The sequence below is a fragment of the Intrasporangium sp. genome, from assembly GCF_035280925.1.
Lineage (GTDB): Bacteria > Actinomycetota > Actinomycetes > Actinomycetales > Dermatophilaceae > Intrasporangium.
This window is the reverse complement of record NZ_DATEEY010000041.1, coordinates 1-13,363: the sequence shown is the minus strand read 5'-3', so window position 1 is coordinate 13,363 and position 13,363 is coordinate 1. Positions and strand designations below refer to the sequence as shown.

Below are 13,363 nucleotides of genomic sequence, written 5' to 3'. Positions count from 1 at the left end.
CGACGGCGAACCGGCCGGCCCGTCGGTGCCGTCAGTGCCGGCGGGACTTCCGGTTGGAGCCGCCCGGAGTGTCGTTGGCGCGCCGCGGGCCCCGGCCCTTCCAGTGCCACGGCCGCCACGACGTCGTCGTCGCCGTGGTGCGCGCCGGCTCGGCGCGCAGGTCGAGGGCGGTGTAGGCGCCCGGCATCTCGAGAGGGGATCCGAAGGGCGTCAGCGCCGTGATGGTGCACTCCCTCGCCCATCTCGTCACGGAGTCGTCGACCGCGTTCAGGCGGGCGGCGCGCAGGAGCTCGGCGGCATGGACCCACTCCGGCGACCCGGGCTCGAGGACGACCGCGTGGGCCCGGGTCGTCAGGATCCGGCCCCCGGTGTCCTTGCTCCGCAGGATGAGGTTGACCTCCTTGGGCAGCCAGGGCAGCGGCTGCTCGCCCGGGCCGCTGACGACAAAGGCCGTGGTCTCGTCCCAGACGTGCCAGGCGGGCCACGTCCGGTCCTCCGCGACGTCGATCCACAGCAGCCCCGACTTGCTCATGGCTTCACCCAGCAGGGCGCTGAGGTTGAGGGGTGGTGGCTGCTCCGTCACAGCGCTCACCCTAGTCACCGGGGCGGCGACATGGCGGCGGGCGCCGGCTGAGTGACTGCGGTCATAACGGTGTCGCGGAGCGTCACGCTACGTTGGCGCCCATGCGCAGCGCCAAGGACTTCTTCAAGCCCCTCGCGGTCGGGGCCCCGACCCCGATCACCGAGGTACCGGCCCGCCCGAGCCGGATGCTCCACTTCTTCGACCCCAGCAACGAGAAGATGGCGGCCAAGATCCCGGGCATGGTGGGCGCGGTGGACGTGCTCGTCGGCAACCTCGAGGACGCCGTCAAGGCGGACCGGAAGGAGGCGGCGCGCGCCGGGCTGGTGCAGATCGCCGGGGCCACCGACTTCGGCGAGCACACCCAGCTCTGGACGCGCATCAACGCCCTCGACAGCCCCTGGGTCCTCGACGACCTGACGACGCTCGTCACCGAGGTCGGCGACACGATCGACGTCGTCATCGTGCCGAAGGTCCAGGGCAGCGAGGACATCCACTACATCGACCGGCTCCTCGCCCAGCTCGAGGCGCGTGCCCGCCTCACCCGCCCGATCCTCGTGCACGCCATCCTCGAGACGGCGCGCGGCGTGGCGAACGTCGAGGAGATCGCCGGCGCCAGCCCCCGCATGCAGGGCATCTCGCTCGGCCCGGCCGATCTCGCAGCGGACCGGCGGATGAAGACGACGCGCGTCGGGGGCGGCCACCCCGGCTACCTCGTGCGCCAGGACCCCGTCGACGGCAACATCGAGGGAGATCGGGCCGTCTTCCAGCAGGACCTGTGGCACTACACGATCGCCCGGATGGTCGACGCCTGCGCGATGCACGGCATCTTCCCGTACTACGGCCCGTTCGGCGACATCACGGACGTCGTCGCGTGCGAGGACCAGTTCCGCAACGCCTTCCTGCTCGGCTGCGTGGGCGCCTGGTCGCTCCACCCGGTCCAGATCGACATCGCCAAGCGGGTCTTCAGCCCGTCCGCCGAGGACGTCGCGCACGCCCGCCGGGTCAAGGAGGCGATGGGCGACGGCACCGGTGCGGTCATGCTCGACGGCAAGATGGAGGACGACGCGAGCCTCAAGCAGTGCCTCGTCATCCTCGAGCTCGCCGACCGACTCAGTGCCACCGACCCTGAGCTCGCCGAGCTCTACAAGCGGTGAGCCGTATGCCGCTCAGCCCGTTCTCGAGGAAAGGCGCACTGAGGTGACCACTCCGTCCCAAGCCAGCCCAGCGGCATACGACAACATCCGCCCACGGCGGTCGGTCCTCTACATGCCGAGCTCCAACGAGCGCGCCCTGGAGAAGGCGAAGACACTCCCCGTCGACGCGCTGATCCTCGATCTGGAGGATGCCGTCGCGCCGGATGCGAAGGGTGTGGCGCGTGAGAACGCCTGTGCCGCAGTGCAGTCCGGTGAGTATGGCAAGCGTGAGCTGACGATCCGGGTCAACGGGATCGGCACCCAGTGGCACGACGCAGACGTCGCGGCTGCGTCTGCAGCCGGTCCGGATGCGATCGTCGTCCCCAAGGTCAACTCGGCGGACGAGGTCCGCTCGCTCGTGGCAGCGATGGAGGCCGGGGGAGCGCCGGAGCACACCAGGCTCTGGGCCATGATCGAGACACCCGTCGCGGTCCTGCACGCCGAGGAGATCGCGCTGGCCTCCGAGCGGCTGACCTGCTTCGTCATCGGCACCAACGACCTGTACAAGGAGCTCGGCGCGCACTACCGGCCCGGCCGCGGGGCGATCCAGACGAGCCTGCAGCTCATCGCCCTCGGGGCACGCGCCGGTGGGGTCGCGGTCGTCGACGGGGTGTTCAACAACGTGAAGGACGACGTGGGCTTCCGGGACGAGGCGGAGCAGGGCCGTCAGCTCGGCTTCGACGGCAAGACGCTCATCCATCCGGGCCAGGTCGACGTGGCCAACGAGGTGTACGGCCCGAGTCCCGCGGAGATCGCGGACGCGCGTGCGGTCATCGAGGCGTTCGACGCCGCCCAGGCAGAGGGCAAGGGTGTCGCGACACTGAACGGGCGCCTCATCGAGAACCTCCACGTCGACACGGCGAAGAAGGTCCTCGCGACTGCTGCGGCCATCAAGGCTATCGGGGCCACCGGGGCCACCGGCACCTGAGCGAGTTCGCTTTCCCTCCACGGGCCACTCCGTGGCCGACGACGGCGACGAAGCCGGCCAGGACCAGCGCCACGGTCTGCAGCTCCGCGTCCGCCGGTCGGTGACCTCCACCGGGTTGCGGATCGAGGGCACAGCGGTGATCCGTCCGTCCTCCGCCGTCCGGGAAGAGGAGGGAGTCGACGTCGTCCGGCCCCAGGGCACCGTGACACCAGGTGGCGGGGTGTCACCCGTCATGAGGTCCACGGGGAAACCTCAGCGGTGCCCGCGACGTTGACCTGACGTGAGCGAGACCGGTGAGCGGCGGACCGCCCCCCGCCAGAGGGGGCAAGGCGAGCCAGCCGACGGCACGCCCACCACGGGACGGCCCCGGCGCATCAGCCGTCGTGGTTTCCTCGTCCTCGGCGCTGCCGGCATCGCGACTGCTGCCGCCGGGACCTTTGCCGTCAAGGGCGACCTGCCCGGCCTCGTGCACCTTCCGGGCCTCCGTGAGCCCACCCCACCTGAGGTGTTCGCCGACCCGGTCCCCGTGGACTACACGGAACTGCAGGCACGCACCCGAGTCGGCCCAGCGACATACGTGTACGAGATCTCGGGCCGGCCGGCCACGTACTACGTCGACGCGGCATTCGGGGCGCGGCTCGACGGCTGGCTCGTCCTGCACCGGCTGCACACCGGGCAGGCACCCGATGCGGTCCGCTCGTACGGCGCGTGGGTCCGAGGCCGGCCCCGCTCCTGGCACAGCTCCGGGCAGGCCTTCGACCTGGCGCGTCTGCGGGCTGGCGGCACGGACCTCGTGTCCCTGCGCTACGACCAGTGGCGCGACGCCCCGGGATCCGAGCTGCGACGCCGCCTCAAGGACTACTGGCGAGTGGCCGCCGGGCTGCACCACGAGTTCGCCGACGTCCTCACCTATCTCTACGACGACGCGCACGCCAACCACATCCACGTCGACACGGGGCGGTTCGGTGCGGAGCAGCCGAGGCTGATCCGTCGGTCGCGAGTGCAGGTCCAGGCGGTTCAGGCCATGTGCCGACACGTGTGGGGACGCACCGACGTCGAGATCACAGGCGAGTGGGACGATGCCACGCGGGCCGCGACGGGCGCGATCCTGGAGCGCGTCGGCGGGCCGGGTGAGCTCGACGAGAGCCGCGAGGCCTGGCAGGCCTTCATGGTGGCGACGATGGGTCGTGCCTGACGACGGCGGTGCGTCCTGTGAGCCCACGAACGGCCGAGAGCCGGCGCGGACCCTTGCCGGGCAACGCGATTCGCAGGGCCGGCCTCGCCGAGCGGACCAGCGTGCGGTGCGCCAACCTTCATCCGGCCGCCTCACAGGGACGCGGCTTCGTCCGACAGGGGCCTCGGATGCGAAGCGCGCGGGACGTCGTGCACTTCTCGTCAAACCTGGATGTCCGGGCCATCGCTGGGAGCTGGGCCAACGACCACGGTTAGCGCATGCTCGCGATGTCGAATGCAGGGGTCGTCTACGGCAAGCGCGCCCAGCTCGTCGCGCTGCCGGTCATGGTCGAGCTCGCCAGCCATGACAGGGCGCACACGCTTTCGTGCTGGGGGCGACTCAGCCGGCTCCTCGTGACGCGGGACATCAGCCTCACGGATTCGGCTCGGGCTGGGCGCAGCCACCGCTGGCGGGCCCAGCGCGAGATCAACGAGCTGCTCTGGGCGCTCGGCGCCCCACCCCTCGGTGGCTCGCGTCAACCGTGAACGGCCGGCACCGCAACGCACCCGCTTGCCGACCGCCCACCTCGGCTGCAGCGCACCGAGCATTCGGTGAGCGGGCGTGTTGTCGCACGGTCTGCGAACCGGTCACCAGCGGGCCGTGGCCGCTGCGACGAGGTCGCCGAAGAAGTGCCCTGTGTCGACCTCGAAGCCGCGCCGCGTGAACCATTCGGCCATGTTGCGGGCGTCCCGCTCGAGGAACTCCAGTCCGTGCGGGTTCCCGATGACGTCGACGACCTGGGGCCAGTCGATGATGACGAGGCGCGGGTCGTCGCCGCCCACGGTGGGCCGCTCGTCGAGCAGGACGTTGTAGGGCGACAGGTCCCCGTGGGCCCAGCCCAGCTCGGCCAGCCGCAGCATCGCCTCGCGGAGCTGTTCGAAGAGGCGAGGCAGCACGTCACGCTCGGGACGGGTCTGGGCCAGTCGCGGTGCCGCACGACCGTCGGGCGCTCCGATGAACTCCATGAGCAGCTCGTCGTCGCTCATCTGCACCGGATAGGGGACCGGCAGGCCGTCACGCCAGAGCCGGACCATGGTCTCGAACTCGGCGAAGGCCCACAGGCCGCTGATCAGCTCCTTGCCGAATGACGTCCGCGTGGCCATGGCGCGCGTCTCACGCGACTTGCGGACCCGGCGGCCCTCGAGGTAGCCGGCGTCACGGTGGAAGAGCCGGTGCTTGCTCGAGCGGTAGCGCTTGCCCGCCATGACGACGTCCCGGTCGGGATCACCCGGGATCCAGCGGCGGACGAGGTGGACGTCCGCCTCCTTGCCCGTCTTGAGCACGCCGAGGTCCTCCTCGACGGCGCCGAGGTCGGTGATGACCCAGTCAGGTCTGGGCCTGGGCCCGTGAGTGGCGCCGTCCCAGCTCGACCAGTGATCACCCTCGGGCGGTCCATCCGGGTTGGTGTCTACTGCGAAGGATGAGTCATCCTTGTGAAAGCGGTTGAAAGACAAGAGAACTCCAAGGAAGTGGTGGATGTGGGCAGGTGTGCCCCGACCGTGACGGACATGTCATCCCTCCTTGGACTCGTGCAGCGGCTCCAGCGCCGATGCGGTTGAGTCGAGGTTGCCGCCTCGCGCCCGTGACGCGCAAACGGTTTTCGGTGGAGGTTCTCGGCGATTCCGTACCGGCGGCGTGCGGCCCGCCTCTACCGTGACAAGTGAGCGATCCGCGGTCGAGCCAGGAGGGGGAGCCGTATGCCGCCCACCTCCTTCGCCAGCGAAGGCGTCCGAGTCGTCGTGCCGGGCTCCTACGACGTGCGGGAAGCGTCGCGTGCTCGTGCCCTTCCCGGTGAGCCGGGCTTCGAGCAGCAGCTGGCAAAGGATGCGATCGTCGCTTCCCTCGAGGACAGCGGTCTCGTGCCCATCCAGCGCCTCGACCTGACACCGCGGCGTGACCGGGACCTGACCGGCGCAGGTCCCGCCCGTCCCTCTCGTGGGATGGCGATGGTCGAGGTCGACGTCGGGTCGGAGGAGGACGCGGTGGTCCTCCTCGAGCGAGACGGCGTGTACTCGTGGCACCTGCCCCTTGACGCCGGCCACCGCACGCGGTCGATCGACCTCGGCCCGCGTACTGCGCGCTTCACCATCGACCTGGTCGAGGATGGGCGAGCGAGAGGCCCGAAACGGCCGACACGGCGCCGGGTCAGCACTCGCGGACTGCTCGGTGACGTCGTCAGGGGCGCCGTCCAGGCGATCGTGTTGCGGTTCGCGGCCCCTCTCGTCGTCGGCAAGGCGATCGAGAAGATGGAGGAGCACGTCCGTCCGGGGCTCGTGCACATCCCCGACACCGATGTCGGCTCCTGGCGACGCATCGACCGACTCGATGAGCTCGACCTCCCGACCGACCGTCCCGTCCGCATCCTCCTGTTCATCCACGGCACGTTCTCGTCCACGGTCGGTGGCTTCGGCGCGATCACGTATGACGTGAACGCCATGGGACTGCTCCGCACCGCCATCGGCGCGTATGACGCGGTCATCGGGTTCGACCATCGGACGCTGAGCGTCGACCCCCGCGAGAACGCCAGGGACCTCCTGGAGCGGCTCAGGACGCACCAGCCCGACGACGAGTTCGTCATCGACATCATCACGCACAGCAGGGGCGGCCTGACGACGCGTAGCCTCGTGGAGTACGAGCTGCCCCGCTCGAGCTGGCCGGGACGGGTCGACCGGGTCATCTTCGTCGCGGCGACGAACGGCGGCACCCACCTGGCCGACCCCGACCGGTGGCACGACCTCATCGACCTCTGCACCAACCTGGCCAGCGTGGGCGCCGGCGCCCTGGCCGCCATCCCCGGCGGTGCGCCCGTGGCCGCGGTGGTCGCCGGAGTCGTCAAGGGCATCGGTGCGCTCGTCAAGTACCTCGTGTCCTACATCGGCGAGGAGAACGGTGTGCCCGGGCTCGCCGCGATGATGCCGACCGGCCCGTTCGTCACGGACCTCAACACGGCGCAGCCGAATCAGCCCGGGCCGGGGACGAGCTGGTTCGTCATCGCCTCCAACTTCCACGTCGAGCTCCTCGACGACTCCCACCGGCCGCCCGAGTTCCCTCGCGAGCTCGTCGTCAGGTTGGCGGAGGGCTTCGTCGACGACCTCTTCAAGGGCGACAACGACCTCGTCGTCGACACGGACTCGATGAGCGCCATCGGACTGCCCACGGGCGGGTTCGTCGCGGAGGCCCGGGTGTTCGAGGCGAACGACCGGATCTACCACACCAACTACTTCAGCCAGCTTGAGGTGATCGAGGCGATCGCCGGTTGGCTCCCGCTCGGGATGGGGGCGGGCGGCGAGCCCGAAGCCATGCCCGAGCCAGTGCCCGAAGCCATGCCCGAGCCAGTGCCCGAGCCAGTGCCCGAGCCATTGCCCGAGCCATTGCCCGAGCCCGTGTCCGAGCCCGTGTCCGTGCCCGGGCCGCCGAGCCGGGACCTGCCCATGGCCCCGCCGCCACCCTTCCCACCCACCCTTCCAGGGGCCGGTCCGCCAGAACCCGCCCCGACAGGGGCCGCTCCAACGGAGGCCACCGTTGCCGCGGAGATGCCGGCGACCGTCGTCGTCGAGGAAGCGTTCGAGGTCTGTGTCACGCTGTCCCGCAGGGACATCGAGGCGGGCGAGGGGATGGTCCACGCCTCCGCGAAGGTCGCGGTCGAGGCCGAGCGTCCGGTCTCGGTCCACGTCGTCGGGAAGTCGAACGCGGAGGTGATCGGCACCGACTCAGACATCCTCGGGCTCCCGCTCGGCGGTGGGGAGTCGTCCCTTCCCTTCACCGTGCGCGCGCTGTCGACCGGGCCTGTCGTGGTGCACGCCATCGTCCGGCAGGGATGGGTGCCACTGGCAACCCTCTCCCTCGAGGCGAGAGCAGTCTCCCGAGCGGCCCTCGGCGCACCGGCACCGCCCGCGCGCGCCCAGATCCATACCGGGATCGACGCGCCCGAGCTCGACGGCCTGCCGTGCCTCGACATCATCGAGAGCGCCCATCCCGACGGCTCGGTCATCTACAAGTACGCCGTCCGGATCGAGCAGGACGGCAAACCGGTCGCCTTCCAGTCCCTGCCCATCGTCGACCGGGCGCGGACCATGGCGGCCTTCCTCGATGACGTCCAGGAGATCGTCGGTGCCGACCTGAGCGAGGCGCAGGTGCTGCGACGTCTGCAGGACATCGGCACCCGGCTCTACGACCTGCTGCTGCCGGAGGACATGCAGGCCTACCTCTGGGAGCACCGCAACCAGATCGGCGACCTCATTATCTACGCCGACGAGCCGTACGTCCCCTGGGAGCTCGTGCACCTCAAGCCACCGAGGGGACCGCGCCAGAAGAAGCCCCGCTTCCTCGCGCAGGGCGGGCTCGTGCGATGGCGACTGGGCAGCTTCCCACCCAAGGAGATCCGGATCCGCCAGGGCCGCGCCAGGTCGCTCATCCCGGACTACCGCGACCCCAGCTTCGTCCTGTCCGAACCGGTTCACGAGCAGCGCTACCTCGCGGAGCACTTCGGAGCCAGCCCGGTCCGTGCGACCCCGACCGGGGTGCTCCAGCTGTTGCGCGGCGGCCGCTTCGACCTGCTCCACTTCTCTGGACACGGCGCTGCGGACCTGGAGGACATCCTCGGTGCCCGCATCCTGCTCCAGGGCCGCAAACGGGGGCGGAGCGTCGAGCCGCAGTTCCTCTCCGCCACCGAGGTGAGCGAGAACGCCCACTGGACGCGTCCGGGCGAGGCGGGACCGGTCGTGGTGCTCAACGCGTGCCAGACCGGTCGCGAGGGAATCCTGCTCACGACGGCAGGCGGATTCGCCGATGCCTTCCTGGACGCGGGGGCGTCCGCGTTCGTCTCGTGCCTCTGGTCGGTCCACCAGCAGCCCTCGCGCGCGTTCGTCGAGAAGCTCTACGACGAGCTGCTGGACGGGACGCCCATGGCGGTGGCCACCGCGAGAGCGCGTCAGGCAGCCAGGGAGCAGGGCGATGCGACGTGGCTCGCCTTCGTCGTCTACGCACGTCCTGACGCCGTGCTCACGCATTCGTGAGGCGGTCCACCCACCCGACAACGATCGACAGCGGCTCAACAGGAAAGGATCTGCCATGGCACGCAGCGCCGTCTGTGTCGGCATCAACGAGTTCAAGCACCTCCCGATGAGCAGCTGGCTGGCGGGCTGCGTCAACGACGCGAACGACATCTCGGCCGCGCTCAAGAAGTTCGGCTTCACCTCGCGCACGACCACGGTGTTCCGCGACTCGGAGGCCACGAAGAAGGCGGTCATGGGTGCCCTCACGGCGATGGTCGACAAGGCCAAGCCGGGTGACCATCTCGTCTTCTCGTTCTCGAGCCACGGCACGCAGGTCCCGAACCAGCCCGGTGCCACGGACGAGCCGGACGGCCTCGACGAGGTCTTCGCCTGCTACGACATCAAGCGTGCTGGCGACCAGTGGGACCGCAACACCGTCATCTCGGACGACGAGCTGCATGACCTGTTCCAGCGCGTGCCCGAGGGAGCGCTCCTGGAGGTCCTCCTGGACACCTGCCACAGCGGGACCGGCCTCAAGGATCTCGAGGAGCTCCAGCTGGCCATGACCCTGGGACGCAAGCCCCGCTTCCTGCCGCCACCAACTCCACGCGGGCTGGACCGGGCCCGCACCATTCGCGAGCACACCCCTGCCCGGACGGTCGACCGCAAGGCCCTCGTCGAGCTGACCAAGCGGGGCAAGGGGGCCAGGCCAGTCCTCTTCGCGGCCTGCCGCCCGGACCAGACCGCCTCGGATGCGACCTTCGGCGGGCGACCCAACGGCGCGTTCACCCACCTGTTCCTGCAGTCGCTGAAGGACCACCCCGATGCGACCCGAGCCGCGCACCTCAAGGCGGTGCACGCCGGCCTCAAGGCAGAGCAGTTCGAGCAGCGCTCAACCCTCGAGGGGGTCGTCAAGGCAAAGAAGGCTGCCTTCGGCCAGGCCTGGTGAGCGGGTCGACCCCGGTGAGGCCCGGCGACCGAGGGCTGTCGGTGCACCGTGGCAGGGTGCCTTCATGAGTCAGAGCCAGCCCGAGACCCTGTCTGGAAGGACCTTCCACAACCGGACCCTGCGGGAGTCCCGGTTCATCAGCTGCGACCTACGTGATGTCGTCGTGCGCGGGTGCGAGGTCGCCGGGATGGAGATCGACTCCCCCTGGCTGCTGGAGGGCCACCGCAGCCTGCTCGTCAACGGTGTTGACGTCGTGCCCCTCGTCGACATGGAGCTCAACGGCCGTTTCCCGGGGCGAGCGTTGCGCCTGGCCGAGGAGCCGGAGGGTCTGCGTGCTGCGTGGGCGGCGCTCGAGGGTACCTGGGCGGCCACCCTCGACCGGGCCGCCACCATGCCTGACGGCACCATCGACGCCTCCGTCGACGGCGAGTGGTCCTTGGCCCAGACGCTGCGCCATCTGGTGATGGCGACCGACGTGTGGCTGGGGAAGGCGATCCTCGAGCGGGACCAGCCCTACCACCCGGCCGGCCTGTCCAGCGACGATGATGACAACGACGGCCACCGCACGGACGCCCACGACCCGTCCGTCCTCTGTGCCGACTCGCCGTCCTTCGACGAGGTCCTGGCGGCTCGCACCGATCGGCAGGCGATGGTGCGTGACTTCCTCGCCCGGGTGACCCCGGAGGAGCTCGCGATGCCGCGGAGGAACCCGCACTCGCCGGCGACTGACGAGACGGTGCTCTCGTGCCTGCGCACGATCCTCGAGGAGGAATGGGAGCATCACCGCTATGCCGTGCGCGACCTCGACGCGCTGCCGGTGACGCGCCCGTCCGTCCGCTGAGCCGTCATGGCCGCGGAACAGCTGCCCGGGAACCGGGATGCCCGGCGAACTCGGCCGCGTGACCAGCGTTACAGGTGGGGGACGACACACGCCGAGGCGTGTCCCGGGAAGCCAGCTCAGCGGCATACTCGGTCAAGTTGACCCAGCCCGAGCGCAAGGTGGCGATCTCGCATGTCCCGACTCCAGCAGACCGAAGGCCTCACCGAGGAGCAGACCGAACTGCTGTCGCTCGTGCGGCAGTTCGTTGATGAGCAGATCATTCCCGTCGCGACCGACCTCGAGCACAAGGACGAGTACCCGCAGGCGATCGTCGACCAGATGAAGGAGATGGGGATCTTCGGGCTGATGATCCCAGAGGAGTACGGCGGCCTCGGCGAGTCGCTGCTCACCTACGCGCTCTGCGTCGAGGAGATCTCCCGCGGATGGATGTCGGTGAGCGGCATCGTCAACACCCACTTCATCGTCGCCTACATGATCCTCCAGCACGGGACCGAGGAGCAGAAGCAGCGCTACCTGCCGAGGATGGCCACCGGGGAGGTCCGCGGTGCCTTCTCGATGTCGGAGCCGGGTTGCGGCTCAGACGTGTCCGCCATCAAGACGAGAGCGGTCCAGGGTGACGACGGTGACTGGACGATCAACGGGCAGAAGATGTGGCTCACCAACGGCGGCTCGGCCAACCTCGTCGCCGTCCTCGTCAAGACCGACACGGGTGCGGACAGCGTCTACCGGAACATGACGACCTTCCTCATCGACAAGGAGCCAGGTTTCGGCGAGACGGCCCAGGGCATCACGGTGCCGGGCAAGATCGAGAAGATGGGCTACAAGGGTGTCGACACGACCGAGCTGGTCCTCGACAACCATCGGACCAGCTCAGCTCACATCCTGGGTGGCGAGCCGGGCAAGGGCTTCTACCAGATGATGGACGGTGTCGAGGTCGGCCGGGTCAACGTCGCTGCACGCGGGTGCGGCGTCGCGCGCCGGGCCTTCGAGCTCGGCATCGCCTATGCGCAGCAGCGGGAGACGTTCGGCAAGAAGATCGTCGACCACCAGGCGGTCCTGTTCCGGCTTGCCGACATGGCCGTCAAGGTCGAGGCCGCCCACGAGATGATGGTCAAGGCTGCGCGCAAGAAGGACTCGGGCGAGCGCAATGACCTCGAGGCGGGCATGGCCAAGTACCTCGCGTCGGAGAACTGCGCCCAGGTCGTCGAAGGCAGCTTCCGGATCCACGGCGGCTACGGCTACTCGAAGGAGTACGAGATAGAGCGGCTCTACCGCGAGGCGCCGATGCTGCTCATCGGCGAGGGCACGGCCGACATCCAGCGGATGATCATCGGTCGGCGCCTCGTCGAGGACTACCGGCTCAAGTCGTGAGGTCCCGCGACGCGGTGGCCGGAAGTGCGAGGATGAGGCCATGAGTCTGCAACCAAAGGGTCCGGGTGTGCGCCCGGGCTTCGCGACCCTGTCCCTGGACTACCCGATGTCTCTCGGGACGTTCGACAAGTACGAGGACGCGCAGAAGGCCGTCGACACCCTGTCGGACAACGGATTCCCGGTCGAGAACTGCCTCATCGTCGGCACGGAGCTCAAGCAGGTCGAGCGCGTCACGGCGCGACTGACGTGGGGTCGGGTCGCACTGGGTGGAGCGCTGTCGGGCCTGTGGCTGGGCCTCTTCGTCGGGTTGATCTTCTCGCTGTTCAACCCACCGACGAGCGCCTTCTCGCTGTTGCTGGCCTGCGCACTCTGGGGGGTCCTGTTCGGTCTCATCTGGTCGTTGGTCGGCTATGCCTTCACGCGTGGCACCCGGGACTTCTCGTCCGTGAGCCAGGTCGTCGCGACCAAGTACGAGGTCTTCACCGAGCACAAGTTTGCCCAGCAGGCGCGCGAGATCCTCGGCAAGGTCGGCCTCACCGCGAGCGGGGTGGCCGGCTACGGCGCGCCGGCCGCGCCGTCATCCCCGGACGTGCCCCCATCTCCGCCGGTGGACCGAACGGACGGCTGAGTCCCAGCAGGGCTGGTTCCATCCGGTGGCCGTATGCCGCTGAGCCCGCTCGCGCAGGCCCCGGTCGCAGCCGGCCCGCTCCGGACACCCCAACACACCCGCTCGTGGCTTGGTCGCACCTGCTGCAGCTCGGCGTGGCAGTCGGTGGACGGGTGTGTTGCGTTGGGATGCAACGTTTCGGTCGCGCCAAGGGTCTTCGTCGGTGAGCATCGAGCCCGGAGGTCTGCCATGCCAACGCCGTCACGCCACCTCGTCACCGTCATGGGTGGTCTCGTTGCCGCAGCGGTGCTCGCCGCCTGTGCAAACCCTGCTGCCACCGGCCCCGGCGGGACGATCCGGCAGACGGTCGGGCCGATGCGCACCGTGACCGCCCAGCCCGTCGCCGCTGATGGTGCGCTCGACTGTCCGGCGACGATCACCGACCAGGAGGGGATGACGGTTCCCGAGAAACCCCAAGGCGTCGACGGCAACGCCCGCCTGCTGCCGGACCGGGAGCCCGAGTCGCTCGTCGTGTGCAGCTATCCGGTCCTCGACATGCTGAACGGCTCGCTGACCGCACCCTTCCGGCTCAAGACGCGCACGGTGGTGTCTGCCGGCGAGCGGTCCGAGCTGGTGGAGCTGCTCACCTGGGCGCCGCTGGAC

12 protein-coding genes are annotated in these 13,363 nt (G+C 69.6%); 10 read left to right on the top strand and 2 right to left on the bottom strand.

The genetic code is table 11. From position 1 onward, the window contains the following. Positions 1–31: 31 nt before the first annotated feature. Complete coding sequence (locus VJN29_RS04105) at positions 32–583, bottom strand: hypothetical protein (RefSeq protein WP_324142311.1); 552 nt, start codon at positions 581–583, stop codon at positions 32–34. A gap of 101 nt (positions 584–684) precedes the next feature. On the opposite strand from VJN29_RS04105, the gene VJN29_RS04100 reads away from it, so the two are divergent. The 4 genes from VJN29_RS04100 (at position 685) to VJN29_RS04085 (ending at position 4,423) form a co-directional block, all read left to right on the top strand. After that, positions 685–1,737 (top strand): CoA ester lyase, encoded by a 1,053-nt coding sequence (locus VJN29_RS04100; RefSeq protein WP_324142310.1) that lies wholly within the window; start codon positions 685–687, stop codon positions 1,735–1,737. Positions 1,738–1,780: 43 nt separating this feature from the next. After that, entirely contained in the window at positions 1,781–2,704 is a 924-nt protein-coding gene (locus VJN29_RS04095; RefSeq protein WP_324142309.1) for a CoA ester lyase, read from the top strand. Between the two features lie 280 nt (positions 2,705–2,984). Next, positions 2,985–3,899 (top strand): extensin family protein, encoded by a 915-nt coding sequence (locus tag VJN29_RS04090; RefSeq protein WP_324142308.1) that lies wholly within the window; start codon positions 2,985–2,987, stop codon positions 3,897–3,899. 257 nt (positions 3,900–4,156) lie between these two features. Further along, complete coding sequence (locus tag VJN29_RS04085; protein ID WP_324142307.1) at positions 4,157–4,423, top strand: hypothetical protein; 267 nt, start codon at positions 4,157–4,159, stop codon at positions 4,421–4,423. A gap of 102 nt (positions 4,424–4,525) precedes the next feature. On the opposite strand, the gene VJN29_RS04080 is transcribed toward VJN29_RS04085, so the two are convergent. Further along, complete coding sequence (locus VJN29_RS04080; protein ID WP_324142306.1) at positions 4,526–5,392, bottom strand: serine protein kinase RIO; 867 nt, start codon at positions 5,390–5,392, stop codon at positions 4,526–4,528. A gap of 243 nt (positions 5,393–5,635) precedes the next feature. Between VJN29_RS04080 and VJN29_RS04075 the strand changes: the two genes are divergently transcribed. The 6 genes from VJN29_RS04075 to VJN29_RS04050 all read left to right on the top strand — a co-directional run. Further along, on the top strand, positions 5,636–8,953 hold the full coding sequence (locus tag VJN29_RS04075; protein ID WP_324142305.1) for a DUF7379 domain-containing protein: 3,318 nt from the start codon (positions 5,636–5,638) through the stop codon (positions 8,951–8,953). A gap of 55 nt (positions 8,954–9,008) precedes the next feature. After that, positions 9,009–9,881: a caspase family protein gene (locus VJN29_RS04070; protein WP_324142304.1), complete on the top strand. Its 873-nt coding sequence runs from the start codon at positions 9,009–9,011 to the stop codon at positions 9,879–9,881. A 64-nt stretch (positions 9,882–9,945) separates the two neighbouring features. After that, positions 9,946–10,722: a DinB family protein gene (locus tag VJN29_RS04065; RefSeq protein ID WP_324142303.1), complete on the top strand. Its 777-nt coding sequence runs from the start codon at positions 9,946–9,948 to the stop codon at positions 10,720–10,722. A 171-nt stretch (positions 10,723–10,893) separates the two neighbouring features. Next, the gene (locus VJN29_RS04060; protein WP_324142302.1) at positions 10,894–12,093 is read left to right on the top strand and encodes an acyl-CoA dehydrogenase family protein; all 1,200 of its coding nucleotides are present in this window, start codon (positions 10,894–10,896) and stop codon (positions 12,091–12,093) included. Positions 12,094–12,133: 40 nt separating this feature from the next. Then, the gene (locus VJN29_RS04055; protein ID WP_324142301.1) at positions 12,134–12,721 is read left to right on the top strand and encodes a general stress protein; all 588 of its coding nucleotides are present in this window, start codon (positions 12,134–12,136) and stop codon (positions 12,719–12,721) included. A 228-nt stretch (positions 12,722–12,949) separates the two neighbouring features. Beyond that, the coding region (locus VJN29_RS04050; protein ID WP_324142300.1) for a hypothetical protein at positions 12,950–13,363 on the top strand (414 nt) is incomplete at its 3' end.

What these genes read in the sequence shown, in the direction of transcription:
- VJN29_RS04060 (WP_324142302.1), top strand. Translation starts at nt 10,894, where the DNA reads ATGTCCCGACTCCAGCAGACCGAAGGCCTCACCGAGGAGCAGACCGAA.
- VJN29_RS04085 (WP_324142307.1), top strand. Translation starts at nt 4,157, where the DNA reads ATGCTCGCGATGTCGAATGCAGGGGTCGTCTACGGCAAGCGCGCCCAG.
- VJN29_RS04065 (WP_324142303.1), top strand. Translation starts at nt 9,946, where the DNA reads ATGAGTCAGAGCCAGCCCGAGACCCTGTCTGGAAGGACCTTCCACAAC.
- VJN29_RS04100 (WP_324142310.1), top strand. Translation starts at nt 685, where the DNA reads ATGCGCAGCGCCAAGGACTTCTTCAAGCCCCTCGCGGTCGGGGCCCCG.
- VJN29_RS04055 (WP_324142301.1), top strand. Translation starts at nt 12,134, where the DNA reads ATGAGTCTGCAACCAAAGGGTCCGGGTGTGCGCCCGGGCTTCGCGACC.
- VJN29_RS04070 (WP_324142304.1), top strand. Translation starts at nt 9,009, where the DNA reads ATGGCACGCAGCGCCGTCTGTGTCGGCATCAACGAGTTCAAGCACCTC.
- VJN29_RS04075 (WP_324142305.1), top strand. Translation starts at nt 5,636, where the DNA reads ATGCCGCCCACCTCCTTCGCCAGCGAAGGCGTCCGAGTCGTCGTGCCG.